This window comes from Yoonia sp. SWMV100 (genome assembly GCF_056108365.1).
On sequence record NZ_JBWBAQ010000006.1, the window covers coordinates 1 to 15,546 of the forward strand.

Annotated in this window: 11 protein-coding genes; 8 read left to right on the forward strand and 3 right to left on the reverse strand. The window is 56.3% G+C overall.

Annotation, left to right across the window (positions count from 1 at the left end; translation table 11 throughout):
* Window positions 1–351 precede the first annotated feature (351 nt).
* Window positions 352–1,887, forward strand: a complete 1,536-nt coding sequence (locus ACXJGX_RS13315) for an alkaline phosphatase D family protein (protein ID WP_474782475.1) — start codon at window positions 352–354, stop codon at window positions 1,885–1,887.
* Between the two features lie 51 nt (window positions 1,888–1,938).
* Here ACXJGX_RS13315 and ACXJGX_RS13320 read toward each other — a convergent pair whose 3' ends face one another.
* Complete coding sequence (locus ACXJGX_RS13320) at window positions 1,939–3,312, reverse strand: M20/M25/M40 family metallo-hydrolase (protein WP_474782477.1); 1,374 nt, start codon at window positions 3,310–3,312, stop codon at window positions 1,939–1,941.
* Window positions 3,313–3,753: 441 nt separating this feature from the next.
* Here ACXJGX_RS13320 and hemA point away from each other — a divergent pair, with 441 nt between their 5' ends.
* From hemA to ispG, 3 genes are all read left to right on the forward strand, one after another.
* Complete coding sequence (hemA, locus tag ACXJGX_RS13325) at window positions 3,754–4,977, forward strand: 5-aminolevulinate synthase (protein WP_474782479.1); 1,224 nt, start codon at window positions 3,754–3,756, stop codon at window positions 4,975–4,977.
* Between the two features lie 114 nt (window positions 4,978–5,091).
* Complete coding sequence (locus tag ACXJGX_RS13330; RefSeq protein WP_474782481.1) at window positions 5,092–6,288, forward strand: helix-turn-helix domain-containing protein; 1,197 nt, start codon at window positions 5,092–5,094, stop codon at window positions 6,286–6,288.
* A 74-nt stretch (window positions 6,289–6,362) separates the two neighbouring features.
* On the forward strand, window positions 6,363–7,499 hold the full coding sequence (gene ispG / locus ACXJGX_RS13335; protein WP_474782483.1) for a flavodoxin-dependent (E)-4-hydroxy-3-methylbut-2-enyl-diphosphate synthase: 1,137 nt from the start codon (window positions 6,363–6,365) through the stop codon (window positions 7,497–7,499).
* Window positions 7,500–7,568: 69 nt separating this feature from the next.
* Here ispG and ACXJGX_RS13340 read toward each other — a convergent pair whose 3' ends face one another.
* Together ACXJGX_RS13340 and ACXJGX_RS13345 are read right to left on the reverse strand one after the other, a co-directional pair.
* On the reverse strand, window positions 7,569–8,351 hold the full coding sequence (locus ACXJGX_RS13340; RefSeq protein ID WP_474782485.1) for an MBL fold metallo-hydrolase: 783 nt from the start codon (window positions 8,349–8,351) through the stop codon (window positions 7,569–7,571).
* A gap of 162 nt (window positions 8,352–8,513) precedes the next feature.
* The gene (locus ACXJGX_RS13345) at window positions 8,514–9,266 is read right to left on the reverse strand and encodes a DsbA family protein (protein WP_474782487.1); all 753 of its coding nucleotides are present in this window, start codon (window positions 9,264–9,266) and stop codon (window positions 8,514–8,516) included.
* Between the two features lie 117 nt (window positions 9,267–9,383).
* On the opposite strand from ACXJGX_RS13345, the gene ACXJGX_RS13350 reads away from it, so the two are divergent.
* The 4 genes from ACXJGX_RS13350 to prfB all read left to right on the forward strand — a co-directional run bounded on the left by ACXJGX_RS13350 (window position 9,384) and on the right by prfB (window position 15,493).
* Entirely contained in the window at window positions 9,384–10,529 is a 1,146-nt protein-coding gene (locus tag ACXJGX_RS13350; protein WP_474782489.1) for a pyridoxal phosphate-dependent aminotransferase, read from the forward strand.
* Window positions 10,526–11,680 carry an N-acetylmuramoyl-L-alanine amidase gene (locus tag ACXJGX_RS13355; RefSeq protein WP_474782491.1) on the forward strand — a complete coding sequence of 385 codons (1,155 nt, stop codon included), beginning with the start codon at window positions 10,526–10,528 and terminating at the stop codon, window positions 11,678–11,680. The genes ACXJGX_RS13350 and ACXJGX_RS13355 overlap by 4 nt, the downstream gene beginning before the upstream one ends.
* A gap of 96 nt (window positions 11,681–11,776) precedes the next feature.
* A complete protein-coding gene (locus ACXJGX_RS13360) occupies window positions 11,777–14,296 on the forward strand; it encodes a penicillin-binding protein 1A (protein WP_474782493.1) in 2,520 nt (839 codons plus the stop codon).
* A 72-nt stretch (window positions 14,297–14,368) separates the two neighbouring features.
* On the forward strand, window positions 14,369–15,493 hold the full coding sequence (gene prfB / locus ACXJGX_RS13365; protein ID WP_474782495.1) for a peptide chain release factor 2: 1,125 nt from the start codon (window positions 14,369–14,371) through the stop codon (window positions 15,491–15,493).
* The last annotated feature ends 53 nt before the right edge of the window (window positions 15,494–15,546 follow it).

A 15,546-nucleotide genomic window follows, 5' to 3' on the forward strand; every position in this document is an offset into this window, starting at 1 on the left:
TTTGGTTGCCAGACAAACCGATCCAACAGGTGAACAACTGCAAAAAATGCGGCGATGACGACGACAAAATAAAGAACAGTACTCATGTACTTCCTCTCATACCAACACATGCTTTAAGGCAGGAAATTCTGACAATTGTGTGATTGTTCTGATAGAAATGCGAAAGCTGAGCAGACATTCATGCAGGTTGCAGCATCAATCAATTGGGGCTCGGAGCCGACGTTCGGTGTCTGTCGAAAGCCTGAGCAATTGTCATCAAATCTTTCCTAAACTGTCATGTGTTTGGTGTGAGCCTGTCACGTGGCTGCTGGATAGTTTTCGGATCAACTCTTGGTCAGGAAAGTTCAGAACATGCCACGTATTATGCTCAACCGCCGTCAAACGCTTTTGGGTTCCGCAGCACTTGGAACCAGTCTTTTTATGCCATCGCTCAGCCGCGCGCAAAGCCGTCCGGTGATGACACATGGGATTCAATCGGGGGATGCCGCCCATGACGGTGCCGTTGTTTGGGCCCGTGCCGACCGCGAGTCGCGGATGATGGTCGAATGGGCCACCACCGAAAGCTTTGCTGACGCTAACCCGGTCCCTGGCCTGTCTGTTGGCACGCCCAGCGATTATACGGGAAAGATGGCGCTGACAGGGTTGCCGTCGGATCAGGACATTTTCTACCGGGTCAAGATGATTGATTTGGCGGACGGGGTGGAATCAGAGGCCCTGACCGGGCATTTCCGGACAGCGCCAAATGCGCTGCGCGATATCACCTTTGTCTGGTCGGGCGATACCGCGGGCCAAGGCTGGGGCATTGATGTGGATCGCGGCGGCATGCAGACCTATGCCACGATGTTGCAGCACAACCCCGATTTCTTTTTGCATTCGGGCGATACTGTCTATGCCGATGGCGCGTTGCAAGAAGAGGTCACATTGGCCGATGGCACGATCTGGAAAAATATTGTCACCCAGGCAAAGTCCAAAGTGGCCGAGACGCTGGATGAATTCCGTGGCCAGCATTTGTACAATCTGATGGACAAAAATGTCTTGGCGCTTAATGCCCATGTGCCGATCATTGCGCAGTGGGATGACCACGAGGTGACCAACAACTGGTACCCCAATGAAATGCTCAGCGCCGATGATCGCTATACCGAAAAATCTGCGGCATTGCTGTCGGCGCGGGCGGCACATGCGTTTCACGAAATGATGCCGACGCGTCAGTCATTGGCCGAACCGAAGCGCGTTTATCGCAAGGTCGCCTACGGGCCGCTGCTGGATATTTTTGTGATTGATATGCGCACCTACCGTGGTGACAACACGGCCAACACCGAAACGGCGCCGACACCGTTTCTGGGTGCAGAGCAGATGGCGTGGCTGAAGCGTGAGATGGTCAATTCCACCGCCACATGGAAGGTGATCGCGTCGGATATGCCGATTGGCATGATGGTGCGCGATGGTGATACCAACATGGAAAACGGGGCAAATGGGGACGGACCTGTGCTGGGCCGCGAACAGGATATCGCGGCCGTGTTGTCGTTTATCAAGACCGCCGGCATTTTGAACACGGTTTGGCTGACCGCTGACGTGCATTATACTGCCGCGCATCATTATAGCCCTGATCGGGCTGTGTTTCAGGATTTTGATCCGTTTTGGGAATTTGTGTCGGGCCCGTTGCATGCCGGTACTTTTGGTCCCAGCGACTATGATAACACGTTTGGCCCCGAGGTGCGTTTTGCCAAACATCCGGGCCAAGGTCAGGCGAACCTGCCGCCATCCGACGGGATGCAGTTTTTTGGCAAGGTGGATATTGCGGCTGCGACAGGCGTGATGACCGTGCGCTTGATGGACAGAGCGGATGTTGAATTGTGGTCGGTCGCGCTGGACCCTGTGCGTATGTAACCGCGCCGCGCAAAGGGGGGCGGGATGAAACCCGCCCTCCGATCGTGGGTCTTACTTGGTCATTTCGTGCAGAATGCGCGCCCATGACCGGATTCCCTTGTGGAACGATGACAGGTCGTATTTTTCGTTGGGTGAATGAATTTGGTCGTCGTCTTTGCCAAAGCCGATCAGCATCGCGTCCATATTCAAGATATCCTTGAAGTGCCCCGCAATCGGGATCGACCCGCCGCACCCGACAAAAGCTGCCGCATTCGGCCATTCATCAGACAGCGCCCTGCGCGCCTGATCAAAGGCTGGGTGGGTTGTGGTCATCTGCCCGGCGGCGCTGGCGCCATGCGGCGCGAAGGTCACGCTGCAATCGGTGGGCAGCATGTCTTGCACCATCTTACGAAAGCTTTCGCGAATTTTCAGCGGGTCTTGTTTGCCGACCAATCGGAAACTGATTTTTGCATGGGCTTGGGATGGCAGCACCGTTTTGAACCCGTCGCCGGTATAGCCGGACCACATGCCGTTGACCTCGCAGGTGGGGCGCGACCAGATCATCTCAAGCGGGCGCCTGCCTTTTTCACCGGCAGGTTCTGACAGTCCTACCTCGCCCAAGAACGCCTTTTCGTCGAATTTCAGATCGTCCCAAGCAGCGGCAAGTTCGTTCGAAAGTTCGGGGACACCGTCATAAAAGCCGGGAACGGTGATCCGCCCGTCATCATCATGCAGTGCCGCGATGATTTTCGCCAAGACCCGTGCCGGGTTCATCGCCAAACCGCCGTACATGCCTGAATGCAGGTCTTTGTTCGGGCCGGTGATGGTCAGTTCTTCACCTAAAAGCCCGCGCAACTGGGTGATGATGGCGGGCGTACTGTCGCCGTAAAGCCCGGTGTCGCAGATCAGCGCGATATCGGCCGTCAGTTCATCGGCATTGTCACGCATGAAAGGTGTGAGCGATGGCGACCCGGATTCCTCTTCGCCTTCGAAGAACAGGGTAATGTTGCCGGGCAGTGTGCCGTGCACGGCTTTCCAGGCGCGGCAGGCCTCGACAAAGGTCATCAGCTGCCCTTTGTCGTCGGAAGACCCGCGCCCGCGAATGACCGGCCCTTTGGCCGTGTCTTCGATTTGCGGATCAAACGGGTCGCGGTCCCAAAGGTTCAACGGGTCCACCGGCTGCACATCATAATGCCCGTAAAACAACACATGCGGTCCGGTCCCGCCGGAGTGGGCAACAACCATAGGGTGGCCAGCTGTCGGGCGCTTTGAGGCATCAAACCCGATGCTTTGCAGATCTGCCACCAGCCAATCCGCTGCTGTATCACAGTCACCTTTGTAGGCGGGGTCAGTAGAAATTGACGGGATCCGCAGCAGTTCCAGCAGACGGTCTGTCGCTGCCGAAAGGTCGGTGTCAATGCGTGCAAGCACAGGGTCGAGTATCATGTTCGATGCCTTTTTGTTGTTTTGCACAGGGTGGCACGTTTATGGTCAGGGTCAATCAAATTCCCCAATGCACATTCGGTGTGTCACCGGTCCGGTAAGAATGGGTACCGCGATGTATGATTATTTAACCGATTTAGTCGAAGTTGCCATGAACGGCGAGACGCGGGGCGTACGTAAATTCGCGTTTTTTGCACTATGCTGACCGATATTTCGAGACAGCGTACCCTTGGGCCGATCGTCGCGCGGATCAGGATGGGGCATTGGGGCACCCTGTTTGATCCAGATCACGGAACGCTAAGCGGGTGCCATGTATGACCTAAATGGGGGTCGCGACAGTTTGTAGCGTATTGCCCGATGGGGTTTGGCCCTATATGACGCTTAGAACGATTCAAAACCTGACGCCTGCGCGGGGTTTTGTGACGACGAAGGAAGGAAGTATCAGTGGATTACAACGCCCAGCTGGACGCCGCTATTCAAAGTTTGCACACCGAAGGCCGGTATCGGACCTTTATTGATATCGAACGCAAACGCGGTCAGTATCCACATGCGATTTGGCGCAAGGACGACGGGTCCGAGGCGCCAGTGACGGTGTGGTGCGGCAATGACTATCTGGGCATGGGCCAGCACCCCGTTGTTTTGACCGCGATGCACGAGGCGATTGACGCCACCGGTGCAGGTTCGGGTGGCACACGCAATATTTCCGGCACCACAGTGTATCACAAGCGCCTTGAAGCCGAACTGGCCGATCTGCACGACAAAGAGGCGGCATTGCTGTTCACGTCGGCCTATATCGCCAACGACGCGACGCTAAGCACGCTGCCAAAGCTATTTCCGGGGTTGATCATCTACTCTGATGCTTTGAACCATGCGTCGATGATCGAAGGTGTGCGCCGCAATGGCGGGGCGAAACGTATTTTCCGCCACAATGATCTGGCACATTTGCGTGAATTGCTGGCCGCGGATGATCCCGCAGCACCGAAATTGATCGCCTTTGAATCCGTGTATTCGATGGACGGTGATTTCGCCCCGATCAAAGACATTTGCGATTTGGCGGATGAATTTGGCGCGCTGACCTATATCGACGAGGTGCATTCTGTCGGTATGTACGGCCCCCGCGGTGCGGGCATCGCTGCGCGTGACGGGTTGATGGGGCGAATTGATATGATCAATGGCACCTTGGCCAAGGCGTATGGCGTCATGGGCGGCTACATCGCTGCGAGCGCTAAGATGTGTGATGCGATCCGGTCCTATGCGCCGGGCTTTATTTTTACGACGAGCCTGCCTCCAGCGGTTGCTGCGGGTGCAGCGGCAAGCGTGGCGCATTTGAAAACGGACGACAGCTTGCGCGTTAAGCACCAGACACAGGCCAAGATCCTGAAGCTGCGGCTGAAGGGCCTGGGTTTACCGATCATTGATCACGGTTCGCACATCGTGCCCCTGATCGTCGGCGACCCGGTGCATACAAAAAAGCTGTCCGATATGCTGCTTTCGGAATTCGGGATTTACGTCCAGCCGATCAATTTTCCGACTGTACCACGTGGAACAGAACGTTTGCGGTTCACACCGTCACCCGTTCATGGGGCGCGTGAAATGGATGCTTTGGTTGGTGCGCTGGACAGCCTGTGGTCGCATTGTGCGTTGAATCGCGCCGAGTTAGCTGGTTAACTTCTTTTCAACATATGCATAGCATGCGCCTGTATGCTATGCGTTGTACAAGTGCACTTGCAAAGTTGATTCGTGTTGCAGCGCATTTAGGGGCAGCAAGCGACGGGACAGTCGATGATCGGGAAGACCTTCAAGCGCGTTAACGCAGCTGAGGACGCACAAGCCAAAGGTTTTGACGCCTTTGAGTTGCGCCTTGGCGACCTGATGCGCGGCGAACGTGCGACAATGGGCAAGAGCCTGTTAGACGTGCAGCGCGAGCTAAAGATCAAAGCCTCATATATTGCTGCAATCGAAAATGCGGACCCGTCTGCGTTCGACACGCCCGGGTTTATTGCAGGTTACGTGCGGTCTTATGCGCGCTATCTGAAAATGAACCCTGACGAAGCCTTTGCCACGTTCTGCAAAGAAAGCGGTTTTTCGACCGCGCATGGGATGTCGCAAAAAGCGTCATCTTTGCAGGTGAAACCGGGCGAGGTGGTGTCGGCCCCATTGGGTAAAGACATTTTTTCCGGATCAAGAACAGCGTTTATTCCCGCGGGTGACGCGGTATTGTCGCAATTTGAGCCGCGTGCATTGGGTTCTGTTTTGGTACTGATCGCGATGATCGGTGGTCTGGGCTACGGCGGATGGGCCGTCCTGCAGGAAGTTCAAAAAGTGCAGTTTGCGCCGGTAGAGCAAGCACCTGCCATCATTGCCGATCTTGATCCGTTGGCCGGGTTTTCCAGTGCCGCTGGGGCGTCTGATGCGCTGACAGGCTATGAGGCGCCGACCCGTGAAGCGCTGGATCGGCTTTACCGCCCGCAAGCTCTTGATGTGCCCGTTTTGGTGGCACGTGACGCGCCGATTTCAACATTGAATCCTGGATCAATCGGCACAATCGTCCCAGATGTGCCTGAGAACCCGCAGGTTATCGTCGCCACCGCCGAAGATATTGTCGGCCCGCATGCCCCGGCTATTCAGGTTGTCGAATCCCCGGTGCCAGAGTTGCAGCTGGTGGCAGTGCGCCCCGCATGGGTCCGTGTAAAGTCTGCAGATGGCACAGTGATTTTCGAAGGCGTGATGGCCCCGGGCGAGAATTTTGTCGTACCTGCAACCGAAGAGCCCGCAACACTGCGCGTCGGCGAAAGCGGTGCGATGTATTTCGCGGTCAGCGGCGTGCATTATGGCCCAGTGGGGCAAAAAGGTGTGGTCACATCCAATGTTGCGCTGTCCACCGATAGTTTGACGGAAACGTACGACGTCGCCGATCTGTCGGCTGATGCTGACCTTGCGGAAATGATCCGCGTTGCCGAGGCGGGCGTGACCGAATAAGCCGCTTGACTGGTTGCTGCCATTGGTAATCATGCTTAGGTTAGGTGCATACGTGTTTGCCCGAAAGCAGCCCCATGTCATTGAATCATATCCGCCCTTGGCGTTCGATTGAACGCCGTAAATCTCGTCAAATTATGGTGGGGAACGTGCCCGTTGGTGGCGATGCACCGATCACTGTGCAGACGATGACGAACACGCTGACCACCGACGTCAAAGCCACCATCGCGCAAATTCAAGAGGCCGCAGACGCTGGCGCCGATATTGTGCGGGTGTCGGTACCCGACGAGGCGTCAAGCAAGGCGTTGAAACTGATTGTGCCCGAAGTCTCTGTTCCGATCGTCGCTGATATCCATTTCCATTATAAACGCGGGATCGAGGCCGCCGAAGCGGGGGCCGCCTGCCTTCGCATTAATCCTGGCAATATCGGTGATGAAAAGCGCGTCAAAGAGGTGATCAAGGCGGCCCGCGACCATAATTGTTCGATCCGCATTGGCGTGAACGCAGGGTCGCTGGAAAAGCATCTGTTGGATAAATACGGCGAGCCAACGCCCGACGCGATGGTCGAAAGCGGGATGGATCACATCAAAATTCTGCAAGACAACGATTTTCACGAGTTCAAAATCTCGTGTAAGGCGTCGGACGTCTTTATGGCTGCGGCGGCCTATCAGCAGCTGGGCGATCTGACGGATGCCCCCATTCACCTTGGCATTACCGAAGCGGGCGGATTGATCAGCGGCACGGTAAAATCGGCCATTGGTATGGGAAACCTGTTGTGGATGGGGATTGGTGATACCATTCGTGTGTCGCTGTCCGCAGATCCGGTCCAAGAGGTGAAAATGGGATTCGAGATCCTTAAATCACTGGGTCTGCGGCACCGTGGTGTAAATATCATTTCCTGCCCGTCCTGTGCCCGTCAGGGTTTTGACGTCATCAAAACTGTCGAGGCGTTGGAACAGCGTTTGGAACATATCAAAACCCCGATGTCGCTGTCGATCATCGGATGTGTGGTCAATGGCCCGGGCGAGGCACTGATGACCGACGTGGGCTTTACGGGCGGTGGGGCTGGTTCAGGGATGATCTATCTGGCCGGTAAACAAAGCCACAAGCAATCAAACACGGACATGATCGAACACATTGTCGAACAGGTCGAAAAGAAAGCCGCTGAAATCGAAGCCGCACAAAAGGTGACGGCGGCAGAGCAGGGCACCTAATCACAATTCCACTGTGCAGAAAAGATAAGAGCCAGACCTGATATGGTCTGGCTCTGTCGCGCGCGATTTTTAGGACGGCATTACGCCGCCGTACCAATTCCCGATTTTGACTTCGATCTCGCCCGAGATCAGTTCAGCGAATTCTTCGGGGTTTTGTGTGCCGTTGTCCCGTCCGCGATAGTGGTAGGGATAGACATACTTTGGCGCAAATTCCATCACGGCAGACGCTGCGGCCTCTTTGCCCATGGTGAAGGGCAGGTTCATGCAGACAAAGGCCACATCAATGTTTTCCAGCGCGCGCATTTCCGGGGTGTCTTCGGTGTCCCCGGAAATATAGATCCGCAGCCCGTCCACCGACACGATATACCCGTTGTCGCGACCTTGTGGGTGAAAGTCGAGCCGGTCTTCGGTGATGTTGTAGGCAGGGACCGCCTCGAGGCTGATATCGCCTGTGCGGGCTGTTTCGCCGTTTGCCATTGCGGTCGCGCGCGCCTGCATCGCGGCGGGCAGCATATCAAACACGGCAGGGTTGGTAATAAGCGCGGCATCGTCGCCCAACAGGGATGTCAGCGTGTCGATGTTGTAGTGATCGCCATGCTCGTGCGTCACGAGAATAAGATCGGCGGCGGGCATCGCGTCATACATCGCGACATCGCCGACGGGATCGACGTAAATCACCCCTGCCGGCGTCTCGAGAACGATGGATGCATGGTCGATAGGGTGCACAGTGACACGACCGTTTATCGTGTCAAAAGTATCAGCGCTATGGCCAGCGGCGCGCAAGCGGAACGGCAGAAGCGTGACTGCGCCAGCGGCTGCGGCAGTGGTGAGAAAAGTCCGACGAGAGGTCATGGTTTTAATCCTTACGCTCAATTTTGCATAGGGATCAGAGGTAGCTTGAGAGGCCGACTTGTCGAGAGGCCGATCACACAATGCGACGCGATCTTCTGATTGTGAATTTTATTTCAGCATTAGGCGCGCGGCGTTGATGACAAAGGCCAATGCCACAATCCGCTATTCGCTACGCATTTCCGCGACAAGCCCTTCCATCGCATCAATCGGGATATATCCGCGCACCATGACGTCACCAATGACAAAAGTTGGCGTTCCCGATATTTGCATATCATTGCCAAGATTGCGGTTTGCTGCGATCACCTGTGTGACCTCTTCGGAATCCATCCGCGCGATAATCGCGTCATCGTCAAGCCCAAGTATTTCAGCGAGCCGTGTCATGCTTGCCGCGGTGATATCGCCGCGAAACTCCATTAAGTTATCGTGAACCGCTTTATAGGCATCGTCGCCTGCGACCAATTGCGTGGCAATGGCAAAGCGCGCGGCCAAAACTGATTGTTCGCCTAAAATCGGGAACTCTTTGACGATAAAGCGGATATTGTCGTCAGCACCAAGCAGCGCCTCGACCTCGGGGAAGGCGCGCTTGCAGTAACCACAGCGGTAATCCATGAATTCGACGATGGTGATGTCACCGTCAGGATTGCCGCCAACATAGGAATGACCGTCGTTAAACAAAGCGTCGGAATATGTTTGCACCAGCGCCATATCCGTTTCGAACTGCACCTGCTGTTCGCGCGCCTGAAGGGCTGCATTTGCTTCTTGCAGCACTTCGGGATTGTCCAGCAGATAGGCGCGCACTTCGGCGCGGAATGCTGCGCGTTCTGCATCGGTCATCGCAGTTAGATCCAGTGCGGCGACGGGGCTGGCAAGCGCCAGAAGGGCAGGAAGGGCAAAGCGCAACATCATTTTGGTCATCTCTTCTGAATATTTATGGATTGTCAGACCATATCCGCCGGTCTTTGCCAAGGTGCATTGACGTCACATGCCAGTGAGAGGCAAACAGGGCCAAAGCAAAAACGAATAGGCGAGCATATGCGACATTCCTCTCGGGGCGACGTAGATCCATTTATCGTGATGGATGTGATGGAGGCCGCGCGTAAGGCGGAAGAGGCAGGCCGGCACATCATACACATGGAGGTCGGCCAGCCCGGCACCGGTGCGCCTGCGGCTGCCCGCGCCAAGCTGATCACCGAGATGAAGACCCCGCTGGGCTATACCGTGGGCCTTGGCTTGCCGGAACTGCGCGCCCGCATTTCCCGCCATTATGGCGATTGGTACGGTGTCGATCTGGACCCTGCGCGTGTGGTTGTGACCAGTGGCGCATCGGGCGCGTTTTTGCTGGCGTTCTCTGCATTGTTCGACAATGGCGAACGGGTTGGGTTGGGCACGCCCTGCTACCCGTCTTACCGACAGATCCTAAAGGCCGTTGGTTTGACACCGGTCGATATCCCGACAACCCTTGCGCAGCGGTTTCAACCCCTGCCAAGCGATGTAGCAGATTATGATCTGGCCGGTTTGATTGTGGCATCCCCTGCCAATCCAACCGGCACGATGTTGGACGCCAGGGGCCTAAGGGCGCTGGCAGACGCATGCGAAGATGCCAACGCCGCCTTTGTCTCGGACGAGATTTATCACGGGATTGACTATGATGTGGCGCCGGTGACCGCGTTGCAGGTCACAAACGAAGCCTACGTCGTCAACTCTTTTTCCAAATACTTTTCGATGACAGGCTGGCGCGTGGGGTGGATGGTTGTTCCCGATGATCATGTGCGGCGCGTTGAGCGGCTTGCGCAAAATATGTTCATCTGCGCGCCGCATGCTGCGCAGCGTCTGGCATTGCACGCGATGGACTGCCCCGAAGAACTGGACCAGAACAAGGCAGTCTATGCAGCCAACCGCAGTCTGATGATCGACGGGTTGCGCGCGGCCGGATTGGCGCGGTTTGCCCCACCTGATGGTGCGTTTTACGTCTATGTCGATGTATCAGAGTACACAGATGATGCGCTTGGGTTTGCGGCGCAAATTCTGGACGAGGTTGGTGTCGCGGTGACGCCGGGCCTCGATTTTGATGCGTCCCGCGGGCATCACTGGCTGCGCTTTTCCTATGCGCGCGGGACCGAAGATATCCGTGAAGGCCTGACCCGCATTGCGCGCTTTATGGAGGCGCGCCGCACGTGATCCGCGTCGTTTGTCTGTTTATTTTTCTGTGTTCTGGTGCCGTTGCGCAGGTGCAGTTCGATCCCGAACGGACGGCCGTAAAAGACGGTTGGTGGGAACTTCGGGTGGCGGTCGGACTATCAGAAGTGACGCCCTATCGTTTGTTTACATTGGATAATCCTCGCCGTCTTGTCATCGACTTTCAAGATGCGATCTGGCCGGAAATTGATCCGATGGCGCTGCTGTCGGGTGATCGCGCCACGGCATTGCGGTTCGAGCAGCTGGATGGTGGTTGGTCGCGGATGGTTGTCGATCTGGCCGGGCCGATGCAGGTCGAAACAGCGGCGCTTGTCACACATCAGTCGGGCGCGGACTTATCGATTGTTCTCAAACGCGTCAGCGCGGCCAGCTTTTCCGCCGCTGCGGGCGCCCCCCCGCATGTTGTCCCGCCGATTGCTGCGCCCGCGTTGCAAACCGACCGTGACAGTGGTGGTGACTTTGTCGTCGTTGTGGACCCCGGCCATGGTGGGATTGATCCCGGCGCGGAACGCGGTGGTGTGCAGGAGGCCGCGCTGATGCAGCAGTTGGGCCACGAGTTGGCGCAGGCTTTGAACCAACTCGATGGGGTTACTGCGGTGTTGACACGTGACAGCGATGTGTTTGTGCCCTTGGACGCGCGGGTGTCTGTGGCGCGTGCGGCAAGGGCTGATCTGTTTATTTCGCTGCATGCCGATGCGTTAAGCGAAGATGACGCCTCTGGCGCATCGGTCTATACGTTGTCGGCGGATGGCGGGTCTGTTGCGTCGCGGCGCATGGTGGAACGTCACGAGCGCGGTGATCTGTTGGCGGGTGTCGATTTGGCGACCCAGACCGATCGGGTCGCGACGGTATTGATGGGCCTTGCGCGGTCCGAAACCGGTCCAGAGGGGCGGCGGTTTGCGGATATTTTGGTGAAAAATATGCAAGCGGCAAGGGTGCGTGTGAATAACCAGCCCCGCCGAGAAGGCCAGCTTGCCGTTTTGTCCGCCGCTGATTTTCCCAGCGTGCTGGTCGAAGTCGGGTTCTTGTCGAACGCGCAGGACCGTCGTGACCTGACAGATACCGCCGGGCGTGCGCGGCTTGTCGCCACGATCGTGGCCGCCGTCGCCACATTCTCCGCAACTGCGCCGTAAATTGTGAACAGCCGCGCTATATCTACATAGATCGGCTTTTGACCATTGGTCGCGGGCCGCGTATAAGATCGGCTAAACTATAGGACAAAATCACCCGTGCTGCGCTTTATTCTTTCATTCTTTGGTGGGATTTTTACCCTGCTGACACTGGGCTTGATCATGGGCGCCCTGACGCTGGGGGCTGTGTTCTATATGTATGGTCGCGACCTGCCGACCTATGAAACACTGGCGCGCTACCAGCCCAAGACGATTAGCCGGATTTATTCTGGTGAAGGGCAAATTATTGATGAATTTGCTACCGAACGCCGTTTGTTTACACCGATTGAGGAAATTCCTGACATCGTGAAACAGGCGTTTATTTCGGCCGAAGACAAGAATTTCTATACTCATGCGGGCTATGATCTGCGCGGCATTCTGGCTGCTGGCGTCGAGGCTGTGACATCGCGCGGTGAAAATATCCGGGGTGCATCGACGATTACCCAGCAGGTTATGAAGAACTTTTTGCTGGATGGATCAACCACCCTAGAGCGCAAGATTCGTGAAATTATTCTGGCAAGCCGAATCGAGACGGCCATGAGCAAGGACCAGATCCTTGAACTGTATCTGACCGAAATTGATTTGGGTGTGCGGTCATTTGGCGTCACGGCCGCCGCGCGGTCTTATTTCAACAAGGCGCTGTCTGAACTTAGCCCTGCCGAAGCCGCGTTTTTGGCAGTGCACCCGAAGGCACCGTATTCCTATCATCCCGTCAATAACCGCGCGCCAGCAATCGCGCGGCGTAATTTCATCCTGCGCGAGATGTTCGAAAACGGCTATCTGACTGATGCGCAATTGGTTGAGGCGCTGAATGATCCGCTGCGCACGGTCCAGAACGGCGATTTCCCCAGCTTTCAAGAAAGCCTGCCGCCACGCGATTATTTTACGGACGAAATTCGCCGCCAGTTGTCGCAAAACTTTGGCGAGGACGAATTCTTTTCGGGGGGGTTGTCTATTCGGGCGACGGTCGATCCGGAATTGCAGGTCTCGGCGGCACATTCATTGCAGCGCGCGCTGGAAGAGTATGATCGTGCCGAAGGTATCTGGCGCGGCACCGGGATTACGATCGCCGAAGATCAACTTGCCACCGAAGGTCAGTGGCGCGTCGCCTTAAGCGCAACCAAGGTGGCGCGTGATGTTGATTTGGTGTCCCGGTGGTATCCTGCCGTTATTCTGGGCGTTGAAGAAAATGAGCTGAAAATCGGCGTTGAGGGCGTGATCGAGACCGAAGCTGAACCGTTTGTTGTTCCGCGCCGCGACATTGAATGGATGCGCGGCGATTTCTTCGAGAACTTTACAGTCGGTGATGTCGTGCTGGTGCGCCGGATGACATCTGACAGTGACGGCACCTTTATCCGTTGGTCATTACGCCAAGTCCCCGAAGTGCAGGGTGGTTTTATGGCAATGGATGTCAACACCGGACGCGTGATCGCAATGCAAGGTGGCTTTAGCTATCAGGCATCTGTGTTTAACCGCGCAACGCAGGCGCAACGCCAGCCGGGGTCGTCATTCAAGCCGTTTGTTTATGCCGCGGCCCTTGATAGTGGCTATTCGCCAGCGACCATCGTGGTGGATGCACCGATCACGATCAACACGCCCCAAGGTGTGTGGCGACCGAAAAACTCGTCCAACCAGTATTACGGCCCGACGCCGCTGCGCACAGGTATTGAACGGTCACGCAACCTGATGACCATTCGCTTGGCCCAAGAAATCGGGATCGACACGGTTGGTCTCTATGCGGAACGTTTTGGCGTATATGATCATATGAACCGGGTTTTGGCGGCGTCGTTGGGGTCTGACGAAACCACGCTTTTCAAGATGGTTGCGGCCTATGCCATGTTTGCCAATGGTGGCGAAAGGGTTGAACCGACTTTGGTTGACCGCGTGCAGGACCGTTATGGCAATACCGTCTATCGCCACGACCAGCGCGACTGTCTTGACTGTGATGACGCGACCTTGCCTGCGGGTGTCGGCCCGCGGATCGTGTCAAACCGCGACCGTGTGATGAATGAAATCACGGCCTATCAGCTTACATCGATGATGCAGGGCGTTGTGACGCGCGGGACCGCAAGCGGCACGATTGATTTGCCCGTCCCCATTGCCGGGAAAACCGGGACGACCAATGATTCAAAGGATGTATGGTTTATCGGGTTTTCTTCCAATATCGTTGCGGGCTGCTATATCGGCTATGATACTCCGCGCACCATGGGGCGCGGCGCATCAGGCGGCGGCATGTGTGGACCCGTGTTCAACCGCTTTATGCGTGACGCGATTGACCGGTATGGCGCCGGGCCATTCACCCCGCCTGCCGATTGCCAGTTTATCAACATCGACCGTTTTAGCGGTGCGCGTTTGCCGGACGGCGCGTCGGGCGACAACGTGATCGCGGAATGTTTCCGCCCCGGCGAAGAGCCACTGTTCGGGATCACGTTCGATGGTGGTTTTGCGATGGCGGGTGATTTGCCATTGTTTGATGAAGTGCCGCGCGCGTCACGCCAGGTCACAACATCGACGGGTGAAACGGCGACGGTTGGCCCCAAAGCAACATTTGGCACGCTGTCGACGGGTGGTCTTTACTGACCACCCGCTTGTCGGCGCAGCTTGTGCGCTGTAAGACCCCACTGACATTGACTTGACCCAAAAAGGTGCCCCATGCGCGCAGAAATCCAGACAACCGTGGAAGCGATCGAAAAGTCGCTGAACCTGCTTGCCCAGCGGATGGACCGCGAAACTGCGCCGCATCGGCTGGAGGAATTTAACGCCCGCGTCGAGGATCCGACCCTTTGGGATGATCCCGAAGCCGCGCAAAAACTAATGCGCGATCGCCAGTTACTGGTCGATGCGATGGCAAATTACGACACCATCGCCCAAGAGCTTGCCGACAACATCGAATTGATCGAACTGGGTGAAATGGAAGACGATGCCGAAATCGTCACGGATGCAGAGGCGGCACTGACCGCATTGCGTCCCAAAGCGGCCCAAAAAGAGCTTGAGGCGCTGCTGGACGGTGAAGCCGATGCAAACGATACCTTCCTAGAGATCAACGCAGGTGCTGGTGGTACAGAATCCTGCGACTGGGCCAATATGTTGGCGCGGATGTACGTCCGCTGGGCCGAGAAAAAGGGATACAAGGTCGAACTGCAAGCCGAGCAATCCGGCGACGAGGCGGGGATCAAATCAGCGTCTTATAAGATCAGCGGACATAACGCCTATGGATGGTTGAAATCCGAAAGCGGTGTGCATCGTCTCGTGCGGATTTCCCCGTTTGATAGCGCGGCCAAGCGCCACACATCGTTTACATCGGTAAAGGTCTATCCGGTCGTTGACGACAACATCGAAATCGAAGTGAACCCATCTGATATTCGACTGGATACGTATCGGTCATCAGGGGCGGGTGGTCAGCACGTGAACACCACGGATTCCGCGGTGCGCATCACCCACTTTCCGACAGGGATCGTTGTGACCAGTTCGGAAAAATCGCAGCACCAAAACCGCGATATCGCGATGAAGGCGCTGAAATCCCGGCTGTATCAGATGGAGCTGGACAAGCGGTCCGCCTTGGTCAACGCGGCCCATGAAAACGCTGGTGACGCGGGATGGGGCAACCAGATCCGGTCCTATGTTTTGCAGCCCTATCAGATGGTCAAAGATCTGCGTACGGGGCACGAAACGTCGGACACCAAAGGTGTGTTGGACGGTGACCTGGACGGGTTTATGGGGGCCACATTGGCGATGGACGTTGCCGGCAAAAGCCGGGCTCAGGCCAACGCAGAATAATCTTTCGTAGACGTCACGGACATTGCTTCCTATCCTTTACGGACAGGAGGGTC

Bases quoted from the DNA above. Each gene is read 5' to 3' on its own strand.
- ACXJGX_RS13315 (WP_474782475.1), top strand. From the start codon at position 352: ATGCCACGTATTATGCTCAACCGCCGTCAAACGCTTTTGGGTTCCGCA.
- ACXJGX_RS13320 (WP_474782477.1), bottom strand. From the start codon at position 3,312: ATGATACTCGACCCTGTGCTTGCACGCATTGACACCGACCTTTCGGCA.
- ACXJGX_RS13330 (WP_474782481.1), top strand. From the start codon at position 5,092: ATGATCGGGAAGACCTTCAAGCGCGTTAACGCAGCTGAGGACGCACAA.
- ispG (WP_474782483.1), top strand. From the start codon at position 6,363: ATGTCATTGAATCATATCCGCCCTTGGCGTTCGATTGAACGCCGTAAA.
- ACXJGX_RS13340 (WP_474782485.1), bottom strand. From the start codon at position 8,351: ATGACCTCTCGTCGGACTTTTCTCACCACTGCCGCAGCCGCTGGCGCA.
- ACXJGX_RS13345 (WP_474782487.1), bottom strand. From the start codon at position 9,266: ATGACCAAAATGATGTTGCGCTTTGCCCTTCCTGCCCTTCTGGCGCTT.
- ACXJGX_RS13350 (WP_474782489.1), top strand. From the start codon at position 9,384: ATGCGACATTCCTCTCGGGGCGACGTAGATCCATTTATCGTGATGGAT.
- prfB (WP_474782495.1), top strand. From the start codon at position 14,369: ATGCGCGCAGAAATCCAGACAACCGTGGAAGCGATCGAAAAGTCGCTG.